Origin of the sequence: Vogesella amnigena, from assembly GCF_042648905.1 — a bacterium.
In the GTDB taxonomy this organism is placed as follows: Bacteria; Pseudomonadota; Gammaproteobacteria; order Burkholderiales; family Chromobacteriaceae; genus Vogesella; species Vogesella amnigena.
Map to the genome: position 1 here is coordinate 21,749 of NZ_JBHRYH010000021.1, position 14,281 is coordinate 36,029.

Consider the following 14,281-nt stretch of genomic DNA (forward strand, 5'->3'; position numbering starts at 1 on the left):
CGCCTTGCTCTATCGTTCGTGTCTTTTCATGGGGTTCGTGGCCAGACAATTTGCTATACCGGCGCGCAGTGATTGCCGCCGATGTCGAAACGTTGGCCGCATACACCGCAGCCGTGCTCGCCGATGCTGTCCGGCAGACGCTCGCCGCACTGGCACATCCAGCCGATGCGTCGCGCCGGGGTACCCACCATCAGCGCGTACGGTTTCACGTCCTTGGTGACCACGGCGCCAGCGCCGATAAACGCGTATTCGCCCACGGTGTGGCCACAGACGATGGTGGCATTGGCGCCGATGCTGGCGCCGCGCTTCACCACCGTGCGGCGGTATTCGTTCTTGCGGTTGACGTGGCTGCGCGGGTTGTTGACGTTGGTGAACACCATGGACGGGCCACAGAACACGTCGTCTTCCAGTGTTACCGCGTCATAGATCGACACATTGTTCTGCACCTTGACGTTGTCGCCGATGATCACATCGTTGCCGACGAACACGTTCTGGCCAAACGAACAACGCGCGCCGATGCGCGCGCCGCCACAGATATGCACCCAGTGCCACACGCGGGTGTCGGTGCCGATAACGGCGCCATCATCGACGATGGCGCTGGGATGTACGGTGTAGCTCATTGTTTGAACCTTTTTCTTTGGCCACGAAAACCACAAAAAAACACGAAATGAACCCTACGCACCAGGCGGACAATCTCCGCTTTCGGGTAGGCAAAATTGACCAGCAACCCCACCCGGATACCCGTTGCTTTCAGATAATTGAGTACCTGTGCCTTGTGAGCATCCGTCAACTTGTCTTGTGCCTTCAGCTCCAGTAGCACCCGGTCTTCCACGATAAGGTCGGCAAAATATTCGCCAACCATCGTTCCCTTGTAGCTTACGGCCAACGGGCACTGTGCCATGGCCGCCAGGCCCTTCCGCTCCAGTTCAAGCAGCAGGGCCTTTTCATAGACCTTTTCCAGAAAGCCATGACCCAGCTCGCGGTACACCTCGAACACACAGCCCTGAATCCGGTAGCAAAGCTCCTGTTCCAGCATGTTCGTGGGCTTTCGTGGTTTTCGTGGCAAAAACTAAAAAATCAGTACTCCAGCGGCAGGCTCACGCGCTTGCCGTCGCGTGCCGACAGGTACATGCCGATCAGCAGCTCCAGCGACTTCAGACCTTCGCGGCCGTCGGTTTCCGGCTCCGCCTCGCCACGCATCACCTGGATCACGTTGTCGTAGTACAGCGGGTGGCCGAAACCATAGACGCTGGTGGTGGCGTAGCTGGCGTGCTTGATGTCTTCGTCCATGGCGTGCGGCTCGGCGAATTCCCAGTGCTGGATTTCGTTCACTGCCAGCCCGCCCACGCGCACGCTGCCCTTCTCGCCGAGGATGGTGATGCTGCCTTCCAGGTTCTTCGGGTAGGTGAGCATGGTCACGTTCATGCTGCCCAGCGCGCCGGAGCGCCAGCGCAGGCTCACCACGCCGCTGTCTTCCACCTCGATATCGCGTTCCAGCGTGGCGGTATAGGCCTGCATGCTTTCCACCGGGCCGATCAGCCAGTCGATCAGGTCCACGTAGTGGCTGGCCTGGTTCATGAAGGCACCACCATCGTATTCCCAGGTGCCACGCCAGTCGGCCTGGTCGTAGTAGGACTGCGGACGGGTCCAGAACACGTTGATGTTCACCATGTAGATGCGGCCGAAGCGCTTGGCTTCCACGGCGCGCTTGAGCAGCTGCAGGGTGGCGTTGCGACGGTTCTGCTTCACCACGAACAGGCGCTTGCCGGCCTGGTCGGCGGCTTTCACCATCGCCACACCGTCGTGCCAGCGAGTGGCCATCGGCTTTTCGGTCATCACGTGGAAGCCGGCGGCAAAGCAGTCGATGGCTTGCTGCGGGTGCAGGCCGGACGGGGTGGTGAGAATCACCACGTCGGCATCGCTGCTGGCCAGCAGCTCGCGCAAGCTTGCGTGGCCACGCGCGCCGGTGCGCGCCACCGCGGCAGCCAGCGCCGCCGGGTCGGTATCGCACACGTCCACCAGCTCGCAGCGCTCGGCATGCTGTTCGATGGCGCCAAAATGGTTGGCCGCAATACGGCCGCAGCCGACCAACGCGAAGCGGATCTTGCGGTCGGTAATGGTTTGGTAACTGATCATCGTGCGTCCATTCTCTCTGGCCACGAAACCCACGAAATGTCACGAACCAGCAGACAGATGAAAGCCAGCACAGTTGATCCGAATTTGTTTGTGTCTTTTCGTGGTTTTCGTGGCCAAGTCGTTCTCAAAGCAGCAGCCGGTTATTGCTGTGCAGGTTCACATCCTTCATCCGGCTGACAAAGTCGCCGAACTCCAGGCCAAAGCGGCCTTCCAGTTCGTCAGCCTTCTTTTCCAGCGCATCCCAGGCCAGCGGCGACGGGGTTTCCTTGAACGCCATCACCGCCATATTGCCGTGGCTTACCGCCGGCAATTCGACCACCCGGCCTTCGAACACCGCCAGCAAGCGCTCGACGAACTGCTGGTAGCGCTTGTCGCCGCTCCACCAGTTGGTGACGAACACGCCGTTCGGTGTCAGCGCGCGGCGGCAGTCCTCGAAGAACGCCTCGGTGGTCAGCTCGTCGACGATCTGCAAACCGTCAAAGCCGTCCACCATGATCACGTCGGTGGATTCGCGGAACACTTTCACGTACTCGGCGCCATCGGCTTCGATGATCTCGAAGAAGTCGCCTTCTTCCGGCAGCTCGAAAAAGGCACGCGCCACCGCGATCACCTGCGGATTGATATCCACCGCCACGCTTACCGCGTCCGGCAGGTATTCGTCGATCCAGCGGGCGAAGGAGCCGCCGCCCAGGCCGATCTGCAGGATATGGCGCGGGTCGTCGTGCCACAGCAGGAAAGCCATCATGGCGCGGCTGTAGGACAGCACCAGATCGGCAGGCTCATCCAGGTTCATCGAACTCTGGATGGTGGCCGAGCCCAGGTGCAGCGAACGGATATTGCCCTCTTCGGAGATTTCCACCTCCGGCATGGCATCCACGCCCTTGCGCACGCGACGGCGGAACGGGTGCAGGGCCTTATGCGCCACAGCTGCCTCCGCTTGCCTCGCTCGGGGCCTTGGGGCGTGAATCCAGGATGCTGATGGTACGGCGCGGGGCAGCCGCCTGCGGTGCTGCATCGTCGTCCTCGACCGGCGGCTGCGGGTCGCGGAATTCTTCCTTGTCGAAGGCGGTATCGCCGCCTTCGAACGGCGCATCGCCGGTCTGCAGACCGGCAAAGTCGAACAGACCGGTATCGGCGAGGTGCGAAGGCACCACGTTCTGCATGGCGCGGAACATGCTTTCCACCCGCCCCGGGAAGCGCTTGTCCCAGTCGTTCACCATCTCCTTCACCACCTGGCGCTGCAGGTTGGGCTGCGAGCCGCACAGGTTACACGGGATGATGGGGAAGGCGCGTAACGTGGCGTAGCGCTCGATATCCTTCTCGCGGCAGTAGGCCAGCGGGCGGATCACCATGTGCTTGCCGTCGTCCGACACCAGCTTGGGCGGCATGGCCTTGAGCTTGCCGCCGTAGAACATGTTCAGGAAGAAAGTGTGCAGGATGTCGTCGCGGTGGTGGCCCAGCGCGATCTTGGTGGCACCCAGCTCGTCGGCCACGCGGTACAGGATGCCGCGGCGCAGGCGCGAACACAGGCTGCAGGTGGTCTTGCCTTCCGGCACCAGCCGCTTGACGATGCTGTAGGTGTCTTCCTCGACGATGCGGTATTCCACACCGATGGATTCCAGATACTGCGGCAGCACATGCTCGGGGAAGCCCGGCTGTTTCTGGTCCAGGTTCACCGCCACGATGCTGAAATTGATCGGCGCCGATTTCTGCAGCCCCAGCAGGATGTCCAGCAGGGTGTAGCTGTCCTTGCCGCCGGAGAGGCAAACCATCACGCGGTCGCCCTCTTCGATCATGTTGAAGTCGTTGATGGCATCGCCTACCTGGTGGCGCAGGCGCTTGGTGAGTTTGTTGCCTTCAAACTGGGCCTTTTTGGCCTTGGCCTCGGCATCGTGGAGCTGTTCGGACATGAGTACGGCTAAGAAATTGAAAAACCGGCTATTTTAGTCCGATCAAGCTGCTTTGTGCCATGCAGCAGCGGGCATTTTTTTGCAGCCCGCATCGGGCGACGCGTTACGCCTCAATCGTAGGGAGGGCAAAGGCGGCAGGCCGTGCCCACCATCAGGGCGCCACCGGTGGGCACGCTGCGCTTTGCCCACCCTACGCGCGCCACCTTGCTTCTGCCCCGTGAAGACGCATGACTTTTGCAAGACAACAACGCTACAGCACCACGCTGCGACCGCCATCCACCGCCAGAATCTGGCCGTTGACGTAGTCGGTATCGAACAGCAGGAATGCCACCGCGCGGGCAATGTCCTCCGGCACGCCGGTGCGCGCCAGCGGAATCGATGCCTCGATCGCCGCGCGCTCGCCGGCATCGAACGACACCTCGTCCTCCGGCCACAGATTCACCCCCGGCGACACGCCATTCACCCGCACCAGCGGCGCCAGCTCCACCGCCAGGCTGCGGATCAGCTGCGCATGGCCGGCCTTGGCCAGGCTGTACACCAGGTGGCGCTTCATCGGCCGCTCGGCGTGGATATCGACAATGCCGACAATGGCGCCGCGCGTGGCCGCCAGGTAGCTGGCCGCCGCCTGCGCCAGGAACAGCGGTGCCTTGAGGTTGCTGCCCATCAGGTCGAACCAGTCCTGCTCGCGGATGGCCCCCATCTCGGTGGGGTAGAAGCTGGAAGCGTTGTTGACCAGGCCATCCAGCCGGCCAAAGGCGGCGTAGGCATCCTCCACCAGCCGCGGCAGCGCGGCAACATCCAGCAAGTCGGCCTGCAGCAGCACTACCGACCCTGGCCGCGTGGCATTTAGTTCATCCGCCAGCTGTTCCGCCAGTGCGCGCGAGCCACGGTAGTGCAACGCCAGCCGCGCGCCACGGGCATGCAGGTGGCGCGCAATGCCAGCGCCCACGCGTCGTGCCGCACCGGTAATCAACACCACCTTGTCATCAACTTCCGCCTGCATGCACATTCCCCTTGCGATCTGCTTGGCGACAACGCGCCGATTAGCGACAATTCCCGCCATTTTAACGCGAACCCGCGCCAGAAAATGGCCGCGCGTTCCGCCTTGCGAGTTTTTGTCATGACCCTGCCCGAAGTTTCCGCCGACGCCCTGGCCATCAGCCAGACCCTGGCCCGCACCATCGCCGCCGAGATCGCCGACCGTGACGGCTGGATACCGTTCTCGCGCTACATGGAGCTGGCGCTGTACGCGCCGGGCCTCGGCTACTACACCGCCGGCAGCCGCAAATTCGGCGAGGGTGGCGACTTCATCACCGCGCCGGAGCTCACCCCGCTGTTCGCCCAGTGCCTGGCGCGCCAGCTGGCCGAGCTGCTGCCGCAGACCGCCGGCCATATCGTGGAATTCGGCGCCGGCAGCGGCCGCCTGGCTGCCGACCTGCTGCTGGCACTGCACGAGCTGGGCTGCGAGCCGGCCAGCTACAGCATCGTCGACCTGTCGCCGGACTTGATCGAACGCCAGCAGGCCACCATCGCCAGCCTGCCGCCAGCGTTGGCCGCAAAGGTACGCTGGCTGCCGACGCTGCCGGACAGCGTGGACGGCATCCTGCTGGGCAACGAGGTGCTGGACGCCATGCCGGTGGAAATGGTGCTGCGCAACGCCAGCAAGCAGTTGCAGCAGCGCGGCGTTACCGTGCGCGACGGCGCACTGTGTTTCGAGGACCGCGATTTCGACGACCCGCAGCTGGCGGCGCTGGCGGCGGAACTGCTGCCGGACATCCCGGACTACGTCAGCGAGATCAGCCTGGCCAACCGCGCCTTCATCCGCACCCTGGCCGGAGTGCTGAGCCGCGGCGCCATGCTGATGATCGACTACGGCCACAGCGCCGGCGAGTACTACCACCCGGAGCGCAGCATGGGCACACTGCTGGGCCACTACCGCCACCACACGCTGCACGATCCGTTCTACCTGCCGGGGCTGATGGACCTCACCACCCACGTGGATTTCAGTGCGGTGGCACAGTCCGGCATCGATGCCGGGCTGGATCTGATCGGCTACACCAGCCAGGCACAGTTCCTGGTCAACAGCGGCATCACCGAGCTGCTGTCGCACCTGGATGCAGACAACATCAAGGACTACCTGCCGGTGGCCAAGGCGGCGCAGCGGCTGCTGTCGCCACAGGAAATGGGCGAAACCTTCAAGGTGATCGGCTTTGGCAAGCAGGTAGGCATCGACTGGCTGGGCTTTCGCAACGGCGACCGCTGCTACACGCTGTAGTTGCCAGCCACTAGACCATTGCGCGCCACTTTGCAGAAATAGTTGACACCCAGAAATCTGCTGCGTATAGTTCGCAGCCTCGATGCCAGCGCATCGAAATGTGGCGAATTAGCTCAGTTGGTTAGAGCGACGGAATCATAATCCGCAGGTCCGGGGTTCGAGTCCCTGATTCGCCACCACAGTTTATCGAGACTGTGTGCAAGCAGAGTCTCACGGCGAATTAGCTCAGTTGGTTAGAGCGATGGAATCATAATCCACAGGTCCGGGGTTCGAGTCCCTGATTCGCCACCATCAAGAAAAAAGCCAGCTCATCGAGCTGGCTTTTTTCTTGTCGACAAAGTCCTTTGGCCTCGCAAAAGGACTTTGTTTTGTAAACAGGAAGGCTGCCGATTCAAAGACTTGCCAGGCGCGGCCCGGCTTTGCCGGGTCCGGTAATGCGTAAGTGGGTAGTTTGCCAGCAGCCTGAAAGCCAGCTCATCGAGCTGGCTTTTTTCATGCCTGCAGGAAAATTACCGAGCCCGGCACAGGACAGACAAGGCACCCTCCAAGCCGGCGTACTTGCTGTTGCGCACCTGCAAACGGCAGGTCATAAACCTGCCGCCCCTCGCTCACTCTCCGCGCAGCACCGCATCCCGCCGCATCCGCAGGCCTTCCGGCATGCGCAGGGTCTGGCGATCCCAACCTTCCAGCGCCAGCACCTCACTCAAGCACGCCTCCATCACCGCATGCGACTGCATGGCATGTCTGGCAATACACTGATGCACGACGCTCTCATTATCCGGCTGCTGCTCGCAGGATTGCTGGTAGGCAATCAGTTCGCGCAGACGGCGAATCTCGCTGGCCACCTGACCGGGACAGGCGCACATATACAGCATCGCCTCTTCGACAATCTGCTCCAGCTCCGCGTCGGAATAATCTTGATGAAACATGCCTCCGTCCTTTATCGATTTTGTCTAATTTTAAGCAATTCGCCAGCATAGGCGCAGGAACTCTCACCGCCGTGCGCTCTCGTATTTCAATAAACGAGAACAGGGAGACACCATGCACGCAACACCCCTCATCACCACCCTTGTCGCGGCGCTGGTAGCCGCCTTCGCGCTGGGCGCGGTCGCCTTGCGCCTGCGGCTGCCGCCACTGCTGGGTTATCTGGCTGCCGGCATCATCATCGGCCCATTCACACCGGGCTTTGTCGCCGACGGCCACCTGGCCGCCGAGCTGGCTGAACTGGGCGTGATCCTGCTGATGTTCGGCGTCGGCCTGCACTTTTCCATTCATGACCTGCTGGCGGTGCGCCGCATCGCTCTGCCCGGCGCCATCGCCCAGATCGCGGTGGCCATTGGCCTGGGTTATGGCTTATCCGCCGCGCTGGGCTGGCCGCTGAGTGAAGGCCTGCTGTTCGGCATGGCGCTGTCGGTGGCCAGCACCGTGGTGCTGCTCAAGTCGCTGGAAGAACATGAACGGCTGGAAACCCCGGCCGGCAAGGTGGCAGTGGGCTGGCTGGTCACCGAGGACATCGCCACCATCCTGGCGCTGGTGCTGATTCCGGCCATTGCCGGCAATGATGCGGCCAACCTGGGCGGCTCGCTGCAGGCCATCTTGCTGACGCTGGGCAAGGTAGCAGCCTTTGTGGCGGTGATGATGCTGGTGGGGCAGAAGCTGATCCCGCTGATGCTGGAGAAGATCGTCTACACCGGCAGCCGCGAGATGTTCCGCCTCGGCGTGCTGGCCACCGCGCTGGGCGTGGCCTATGGCGCCACCGCGCTGTTCGACGTGTCGTTCGCGCTGGGGGCGTTCTTTGCCGGCACCGTGCTGGCCGGCTCGCCGTTCAGCCACCGCGCCGCCGAGGAGGCGATGCCCTTGCGCGATGCCTTCGCCGTGCTGTTCTTCGTCGCCGCCGGCATGCTGTTCGATCCACGCGTACTGCTCACCGATCTGCCGGCAGTACTGGCCACGCTGGCCATCATCATTATCGGCAAGGGCTTGGCCGCATGGTGGCTGATGGCGGCACTGCGCCAGCCGCGCGGCGACCGCTGGCTGATTGCCGCCAGCCTGGCGCAGATCGGCGAATTCTCCTTCATTCTCGCCGGGCTGGGGCTGCAGCTGGAGCTGCTCTCCAGCCGCGGTCACGCGCTGATCATGGCTGGCGCCATTCTGTCCATCCTGCTCAACCCCTTCATCTTCAAACTGGCGCTGCGCCGTGGCGGCGCTGCAGCCAGCGTGGCTGTGTGATAAACTCGCGCGCAAGCCATTCATTCGCCAGCGAAAAAGCGCTTTTCCAACCGGAAGCAGTGCGGCCAACGCTGGCCTTTATTTTTTTGCGGCAGCCGCGCTGCCGCCAATCAGCAGACACACAAGCAGGCATGAAAAAGGTTTACATCAAGACATTCGGCTGCCAGATGAACGAGTACGACTCCGACAAGATGGTGGACGTGCTGGGCAGCAGCGAAGGCATGATCAAGACGGACAACCCGGAAGAAGCCGACGTTATCCTGTTCAACACCTGTAGCGTGCGCGAAAAGGCGCAGGAGAAGGTGTTCTCCGACCTGGGCCGCATCCGCCCGCTGAAGGAAGCCAACCCCAACCTGATCATCGGCGTGGGCGGCTGCGTAGCCTCGCAGGAAGGCGATACCATCGTCAAGCGCGCGCCGTACGTGGATGTGGTGTTCGGTCCGCAGACCCTGCACCGCCTGCCGGACCTGATCAAGAGCCGCCAGCAGAGCGGCGCCGCCCAGGTGGATATTTCCTTCCCGGAAATCGAAAAATTCGACCACATTCCGCCGGCCAAGGTGGAAGGCGGCGCGGCCTTCGTGTCGATCATGGAAGGCTGCTCCAAGTACTGTTCGTTCTGCGTGGTGCCCTACACCCGCGGCGAGGAAGTCTCGCGCCCGTTCGAAGATGTACTTACCGAGATCGCCGGCCTCACCGCCCAGGGCGTGAAGGAAATCACCCTGCTGGGGCAGAACGTGAACGCCTACCGCGGCAAGATGGTCGATGGCGAAATTGCCGACTTCGCCATGCTGCTGGAGTACGTGCACGAGATTCCGGGCGTGGAACGACTACGCTTCACCACCAGCCACCCGCGTGAATTCAACCAGCGCATCATCGACTGCTACGGCAAGCTGCCCAAGCTGGTTTCCCACCTGCACCTGCCGGTGCAGAGCGGCTGCGACCGCGTGCTCAGCGCGATGAAACGCGGCTACACCGCGCTGGAATACAAGTCCATCATCCGCAAGCTGCGCGTGCTGCGCCCGGACCTGTGCCTGTCGTCCGACTTCATCGTCGGCTTCCCCGGCGAGACTGAAGCCGATTTCGCGGCTACGCTGAAACTGGTGCAGGACCTGGAGTTCGACTTCAGCTTCGTGTTCATCTACAGCCCGCGCCCGGGCACCCCTGCGGCCAACCTGCCGGACGATACCCCGCACAAGGAAAAGGTGCGTCGGCTGGAGGCACTGAACGAGGTGATCGAGGCCAAGGGTTTCGAGATCAACAAGAGCATGGTGGGCAGCGTGCAGCGCGTGCTGGTGGAAGCCATCTCCAAGAAAGACCCCAATATGCTGGCCGGCCGCACCGCCAACAACCGCGTGGTGAACTTCCACGGCAACCCGCGCCTGATCAACCAGATGATCGAAGTGGTGATCACCGAAGCCTTCCCGCATTCGCTGGGTGGCGAGGTGCTGACCACCGAGACGGTATAAGGCCGCCAGGCCGGGAGCACGCCATGCAACGTACCGTGATGCCGCTTATGCTGGCTGCCCTGCTCAGCAGTTGTGCCAGCACCGCCAGTGATGACGGTTTTGTTGCCGTGGACCCGGCCACCCTGGACTGCCCGGCACTGGCGCGGCAAGTTGGCCGCACCGAAGCCAGATTGCGCCAGCTGCGCACCAGCGGCAGCGACACCCAGATGAATATCGGTCTGGGCAGCACCATCGGCAGCCATGGCAGCATCGGCCTGTCGATTCCGGTGCCGCTGGGTCAGCTGCGCCGCCCGGAGCAGGAAATTGCCGCGCTTGAACAATACCAGTCCCGCCTACGACAATGGCAGCAACAGAAACGCTGCCCGGAAGCCCAGACCAAAACGCCATGAGCGAGCACCAAAGCTGCAGTTACCAGTTCACCCCGGTGGATAACGAACGACTGGCGCGCCTGACCGGCCCGCTGGATGAAAACCTCAAGCAGATCGAAACCGGGCTGGATGTCAGCATCCAGCGCCGAGCCGAGCAGTTCAGCATCAAGGGCGCGCAAGCCACCCGCGCGCTGCTGCTGCTGCAGCGCTTCTACGCGCTGGCGGAAAAACGCGAACTGAACGTGCGCGACATCCAGCTGGGGCTGGTGGAAGCACGCCAGGACAATCCGCAGGACGACGACTCGCCGCAGCTGGCTACCCGCCGCCGCGACCTCAAGGGCCGCACCCCGCGCCAGGGCCAGTACATCAAGCAGATCTTCGCCCATGACATTACCTTCGGCGTCGGTCCGGCCGGCACCGGCAAGACCTACCTGGCGGTGGCCTGCGCGGTGGATGCAATGGAGCGCGATGCGGTGAAGCGCATCGTACTGGTGCGCCCGGCGGTGGAAGCCGGCGAGAAGCTGGGCTTCCTGCCCGGCGATCTTGCACAGAAGGTGGACCCATATCTGCGCCCGCTGTACGACGCGCTGTACGACCTGATGGGCTTCGACAAGGTGGCGCGGCTGTTCGAAAAGAACCTGATCGAGATCGCGCCGCTGGCCTATATGCGTGGCCGCACGCTGAACAACGCTTTCATCATCCTGGACGAAGCGCAGAACACCACGCCGGAACAGATGAAGATGTTCCTTACCCGCATCGGCTTCGGCTCCAAGGCGGTGATTACCGGCGATGTGACGCAGATCGACCTGGCCCGCAACCAGAAGAGCGGGCTGGTGGAAGTCGAGCGTATTCTGAAAGACGTGCGCGGCATCCACTTTCATCATTTCAACAGCGAAGACGTCGTGCGCCACCCACTGGTGCAGAAGATCGTCGACGCCTACGACCGATATCAAAGCAAGCAAGACAATGAAACAAGCCAAACGTAATCCGCTGCTGCAAAGGTTGGCCGCACGGCTGGAACTGAGCCTGGAAGACCGCCTGGAGAGCGAGCAGCCATTGCCGGAAGGCAAGCTGTGGCGCCGCTGGTGCCAAGCCGCGCTGCAAAGCGGCGTGAAGCAGGCACAGATCTCGCTGGTGGTGGTGGACGAAGCCGAAGGTCGTGCACTGAACCGCGACTACCGCGGCAAGGACTACGCCACCAATGTGTTGTCCTTCGCGCTGAACGAGGGCGACAGCGTGGCAGGCATGCCATTGTTTGGCGACCTGGTGTTCTGCGCCCCGGTTGTGGCGCGCGAAGCCGCCGAGCAGGGCAAGAGCCAGGAAGCACACTATGCACACCTGGCCGTGCACGGCATGCTGCACCTGCAGGGCTTCGACCATGAAGCCGATGATGAAGCCGAGGCAATGGAAGCGCTTGAAAGCGTGATCCTCGCCAAGTTAGGCTATGCCGATCCCTACGCTGCCGAGAAGGTCTGAACCCGCCCCATCATGGATGATTCCAGTAAACCGTCCCCCACTTGGTTCGAGCGCCTGCTCAACCGTTTCACCCACGAGCCGGAAGATCGCGAAGAGCTGAAGGCCCAGCTGCATGCGGCCTTCGAGCGCAACCTGCTGGACGCCGAGGCGCTGGCGATGATCGAAGGCGTGCTGTCGTTCTCCGAGCGCACCGTGCGCGAGATCATGGTGCAACGCAGCCAGATGGATGTGATTGGCCTGGACGACACCGTGGAAAAGCTGCTGCCGCGCGTAATCGAGCTTGGGCATTCGCGCTTCCCGGTCATCGCCGACGACAAGGATGACGTCAAGGGCATTCTGCTGACCAAGGACTTGCTGCGTTACTTCCAGGCACCGCAGGCCTTCAATCTGCAGGCGATGCTGCGCCCGGTGGTATTCGTCCCGGAAAGCAAGCGCGTGGACAGCCTGCTGCGCGAATTCCGTGCCACCAAGACACATATGGCCATCGTGGTGGATGAGTACGGCGGGGTATCCGGCCTGGTGACCATCGAGGATGTGCTGGAAGAAATCGTTGGCGACATCGATGACGAGCACGATCTGATCGAATCCGAGGACGACATCGTCCAGGTGCGCGGCGGCCGCTTCCGCGTGCTGGCCACCACCACGGTGGAAGATTTCAACGAGTATTTCGATTGCCAGCTGCCGAATGACGAGGTTGATACCGTCGGTGGCCTGGTCACCGCCAATCTTGGCTATGTACCAACCCGTGGCGAAGGGCTGCAACTGGATGGCTGGCACTTCACCGTGATCCGCGCCGATAGCCGCCGCCTGCAGGCGCTGCTGGTAGAACGTCGCGGCGAGGCGCAGGGCTGAGCATGCTGCTGCAGTTTGCCTGGCTGCTGCTGACCATCGGCAGCGGCGCCGCCACGGTACTGGCCTACGCGCCCTATCGCCTGTTCATGGTGATGCCCTTGTGCCTGGCCGTACTGCTGTGGCTGGTACAACGCTGGCCGCAACGCGCCTTTAGCACCGCCTGGCTGTGGGGGCTCACCGCCTACTGCAGCCAGTTCTACTGGATCTATATCAGTCTGCACGATATCGCCGGCCTGCCTGCGCCACTGGCTGGCGGCATGACAGTACTGTTGCCGGCCTATCTGGCGCTCTATCCGGCGCTGGCCTGCCACCTGACAATGCGCATCCATCCCCAACCCTGGGTACGCCACCTGCTGCTGTTTCCTGCGTTCTGGACCATAGGCGAATGGCTGCGCAGCTGGCTGCTTACCGGCTTTCCCTGGGGCGCCGCCGGCTACAGCCAGATCACCGAAAGCCCGCTGGCCGGCTACGCACCACTGGGTGGCATTCACCTGGTGACCTTTGCCGTGGCGCTGAGTGCCAGCCTGCTGGTATGGCTGTTGCAGCTGCCTCGCCAGCGCGCATTGCTGACCGTGCTCGCCATCACGGCGCTGTGGGGCGGCGGCGAGGCGGCCAAACGGCAGCAGTGGACGCAGAACATCGGCAAGCCGCTCACCGTATCGCTACTGCAGGGCAATATCCCGCAGTCGCTGAAATGGGATCCGGCCACCTTCGAATTCACGCTGGCCACCTACTACCGCATGGTGGTGCAAGCGCCGGCTTCGCAGCTACTGCTGTTGCCGGAAACCGCGCTGCCGGTATTCCTGGAGGACATGCCCTCCGGCTACCTGACCATGATCAACGGTGCTGCCGGCCAGAAGAACAGCACGCTGATTACCGGCCTGCCGCGACGTACACCGGATGGCCGCGGCTATCTGAATGCGGTGGTTACCCTGAACGACCCGGCTTTCCCCTACTACGCCAAGGATCACCTGGTACCGTTCGGCGAGTTCATCCCGCTGCCGCTGATCACCAGCTGGATCTACCAGTTCATGAACATGCCGCTGTCCGGCTTTACCCCAGGGGGCAGCAAGCAGCTACCGCTGGCGGTTGCCGACCAGCGTATTGCCTTCAACATCTGCTATGAAGACGGTTTTGGCGAAGAGCTGATCGGCCCTGCGGCCAACGCTACCATGCTGGCCAATGTCAGCAACCTGGCCTGGTTCGGCAAAAGCAATGCCATGAGCCAGCATCTGCAACTATCGCAAGCACGTGCGCTGGAAACCGGCCGCCCGATGCTGCGCAGCACCAACACCGGCATGACTGCCGTGATCGATCATCGTGGCGAAGTCATCTCGGTAGCGGCGCCCGATACCCGCCAGGTTCTCAGCGCTACCGTGCAGGGCCGCAGCGGGCTGACACCGTACATGCGGACCGGCAATCTGCCGGTACTGCTTGGCTGTGCCTTGCTGTTACTGCCAGGCCTGCTGCTGGGCTTGTGGCAGCGTCGCCAGCCCGGCAAGGCCAGCGCCTGAGCCTAACAGCTACCATGCAAAATGCCGCGCCCAGTTTTACTGGTGCGCGGCATTT

Annotated in this window: 15 protein-coding genes and 2 tRNA genes; 10 read left to right on the forward strand and 7 right to left on the reverse strand. The window is 62.6% G+C overall.

All coding sequences use genetic code 11. The features are described 5' to 3' along the window. Nucleotides 1–53 precede the first annotated feature (53 nt). The 6 genes from ACFOKJ_RS09845 to ACFOKJ_RS09870 form a co-directional block, all read right to left on the reverse strand. A complete protein-coding gene (locus ACFOKJ_RS09845; protein ID WP_390279106.1) occupies nt 54–620 on the reverse strand; it encodes an acyltransferase in 567 nt (188 codons plus the stop codon). Continuing rightward, nucleotides 617–1,036, reverse strand: coding sequence for a GxxExxY protein (locus ACFOKJ_RS09850; RefSeq protein ID WP_390279108.1), 420 nt, complete (start codon nt 1,034–1,036; stop codon nt 617–619). Before ACFOKJ_RS09850 ends, ACFOKJ_RS09845 begins: the two co-directional genes overlap by 4 nt. 41 nt (nt 1,037–1,077) lie before the next feature. Continuing rightward, the gene (locus tag ACFOKJ_RS09855) at nt 1,078–2,136 is read right to left on the reverse strand and encodes a Gfo/Idh/MocA family protein (RefSeq protein WP_390279110.1); all 1,059 of its coding nucleotides are present in this window, start codon (nt 2,134–2,136) and stop codon (nt 1,078–1,080) included. Between the two features lie 124 nt (nt 2,137–2,260). Further along, nucleotides 2,261–3,004, reverse strand: a complete 744-nt coding sequence (locus ACFOKJ_RS09860) for a polyamine aminopropyltransferase (protein ID WP_390279684.1) — start codon at nt 3,002–3,004, stop codon at nt 2,261–2,263. Nucleotides 3,005–3,050: 46 nt separating this feature from the next. Continuing rightward, entirely contained in the window at nt 3,051–4,046 is a 996-nt protein-coding gene (gene ttcA / locus ACFOKJ_RS09865) for a tRNA 2-thiocytidine(32) synthetase TtcA (protein ID WP_390279112.1), read from the reverse strand. A gap of 250 nt (nt 4,047–4,296) precedes the next feature. Beyond that, nucleotides 4,297–5,049, reverse strand: a complete 753-nt coding sequence (locus ACFOKJ_RS09870; RefSeq protein WP_390279114.1) for a pteridine reductase — start codon at nt 5,047–5,049, stop codon at nt 4,297–4,299. Between the two features lie 117 nt (nt 5,050–5,166). Here ACFOKJ_RS09870 and ACFOKJ_RS09875 point away from each other — a divergent pair, with 117 nt between their 5' ends. The 3 genes from ACFOKJ_RS09875 to ACFOKJ_RS09885 all read left to right on the forward strand — a co-directional run bounded on the left by ACFOKJ_RS09875 (nt 5,167) and on the right by ACFOKJ_RS09885 (nt 6,612). Continuing rightward, entirely contained in the window at nt 5,167–6,321 is a 1,155-nt protein-coding gene (locus ACFOKJ_RS09875) for a class I SAM-dependent methyltransferase (RefSeq protein ID WP_390279116.1), read from the forward strand. A gap of 102 nt (nt 6,322–6,423) precedes the next feature. Beyond that, nucleotides 6,424–6,500 (forward strand) — tRNA-Met (locus ACFOKJ_RS09880). Between the two features lie 35 nt (nt 6,501–6,535). Then, nucleotides 6,536–6,612: transfer RNA gene (locus ACFOKJ_RS09885), tRNA-Met, on the forward strand. 317 nt (nt 6,613–6,929) lie between these two features. On the opposite strand, the gene ACFOKJ_RS09890 is transcribed toward ACFOKJ_RS09885, so the two are convergent. Next, nucleotides 6,930–7,250: a hypothetical protein gene (locus ACFOKJ_RS09890; RefSeq protein ID WP_390279118.1), complete on the reverse strand. Its 321-nt coding sequence runs from the start codon at nt 7,248–7,250 to the stop codon at nt 6,930–6,932. 112 nt (nt 7,251–7,362) lie between these two features. On the opposite strand from ACFOKJ_RS09890, the gene ACFOKJ_RS09895 reads away from it, so the two are divergent. The 7 genes from ACFOKJ_RS09895 (at nt 7,363) to lnt (ending at nt 14,226) form a co-directional block, all read left to right on the forward strand. Next, complete coding sequence (locus ACFOKJ_RS09895) at nt 7,363–8,550, forward strand: cation:proton antiporter domain-containing protein (protein ID WP_390279120.1); 1,188 nt, start codon at nt 7,363–7,365, stop codon at nt 8,548–8,550. 131 nt (nt 8,551–8,681) lie between these two features. Beyond that, on the forward strand, nt 8,682–10,016 hold the full coding sequence (gene miaB, locus ACFOKJ_RS09900) for a tRNA (N6-isopentenyl adenosine(37)-C2)-methylthiotransferase MiaB (protein ID WP_390279121.1): 1,335 nt from the start codon (nt 8,682–8,684) through the stop codon (nt 10,014–10,016). Nucleotides 10,017–10,039: 23 nt separating this feature from the next. Next, entirely contained in the window at nt 10,040–10,405 is a 366-nt protein-coding gene (locus ACFOKJ_RS09905; protein WP_390279123.1) for a hypothetical protein, read from the forward strand. Then, nucleotides 10,402–11,370, forward strand: coding sequence for a PhoH family protein (locus tag ACFOKJ_RS09910; protein ID WP_390279125.1), 969 nt, complete (start codon nt 10,402–10,404; stop codon nt 11,368–11,370). Before ACFOKJ_RS09905 ends, ACFOKJ_RS09910 begins: the two co-directional genes overlap by 4 nt. Further along, a complete protein-coding gene (gene ybeY, locus ACFOKJ_RS09915; protein ID WP_390279127.1) occupies nt 11,351–11,860 on the forward strand; it encodes an rRNA maturation RNase YbeY in 510 nt (169 codons plus the stop codon). Before ACFOKJ_RS09910 ends, ybeY begins: the two co-directional genes overlap by 20 nt. A gap of 12 nt (nt 11,861–11,872) precedes the next feature. After that, nucleotides 11,873–12,712: an HlyC/CorC family transporter gene (locus ACFOKJ_RS09920; RefSeq protein ID WP_390279129.1), complete on the forward strand. Its 840-nt coding sequence runs from the start codon at nt 11,873–11,875 to the stop codon at nt 12,710–12,712. 2 nt (nt 12,713–12,714) lie between these two features. Further along, a complete protein-coding gene (gene lnt / locus ACFOKJ_RS09925; RefSeq protein ID WP_390279131.1) occupies nt 12,715–14,226 on the forward strand; it encodes an apolipoprotein N-acyltransferase in 1,512 nt (503 codons plus the stop codon). The last annotated feature ends 55 nt before the right edge of the window (nt 14,227–14,281 follow it).

Excerpts from the sequence above, each read along its gene's own strand:
- ACFOKJ_RS09845 (WP_390279106.1), bottom strand. The coding sequence starts at position 620 with ATGAGCTACACCGTACATCCCAGCGCCATCGTCGATGATGGCGCCGTT.
- ACFOKJ_RS09850 (WP_390279108.1), bottom strand. The coding sequence starts at position 1,036 with ATGCTGGAACAGGAGCTTTGCTACCGGATTCAGGGCTGTGTGTTCGAG.
- ACFOKJ_RS09855 (WP_390279110.1), bottom strand. The coding sequence starts at position 2,136 with ATGATCAGTTACCAAACCATTACCGACCGCAAGATCCGCTTCGCGTTG.
- ACFOKJ_RS09860 (WP_390279684.1), bottom strand. The coding sequence starts at position 3,004 with ATGCCGGAGGTGGAAATCTCCGAAGAGGGCAATATCCGTTCGCTGCAC.
- ttcA (WP_390279112.1), bottom strand. The coding sequence starts at position 4,046 with ATGTCCGAACAGCTCCACGATGCCGAGGCCAAGGCCAAAAAGGCCCAG.
- ACFOKJ_RS09870 (WP_390279114.1), bottom strand. The coding sequence starts at position 5,049 with ATGCAGGCGGAAGTTGATGACAAGGTGGTGTTGATTACCGGTGCGGCA.
- ACFOKJ_RS09875 (WP_390279116.1), top strand. The coding sequence starts at position 5,167 with ATGACCCTGCCCGAAGTTTCCGCCGACGCCCTGGCCATCAGCCAGACC.
- ACFOKJ_RS09890 (WP_390279118.1), bottom strand. The coding sequence starts at position 7,250 with ATGTTTCATCAAGATTATTCCGACGCGGAGCTGGAGCAGATTGTCGAA.
- ACFOKJ_RS09895 (WP_390279120.1), top strand. The coding sequence starts at position 7,363 with ATGCACGCAACACCCCTCATCACCACCCTTGTCGCGGCGCTGGTAGCC.
- miaB (WP_390279121.1), top strand. The coding sequence starts at position 8,682 with ATGAAAAAGGTTTACATCAAGACATTCGGCTGCCAGATGAACGAGTAC.
- ACFOKJ_RS09905 (WP_390279123.1), top strand. The coding sequence starts at position 10,040 with ATGCAACGTACCGTGATGCCGCTTATGCTGGCTGCCCTGCTCAGCAGT.
- ACFOKJ_RS09910 (WP_390279125.1), top strand. The coding sequence starts at position 10,402 with ATGAGCGAGCACCAAAGCTGCAGTTACCAGTTCACCCCGGTGGATAAC.
- ybeY (WP_390279127.1), top strand. The coding sequence starts at position 11,351 with ATGAAACAAGCCAAACGTAATCCGCTGCTGCAAAGGTTGGCCGCACGG.
- ACFOKJ_RS09920 (WP_390279129.1), top strand. The coding sequence starts at position 11,873 with ATGGATGATTCCAGTAAACCGTCCCCCACTTGGTTCGAGCGCCTGCTC.
- lnt (WP_390279131.1), top strand. The coding sequence starts at position 12,715 with ATGCTGCTGCAGTTTGCCTGGCTGCTGCTGACCATCGGCAGCGGCGCC.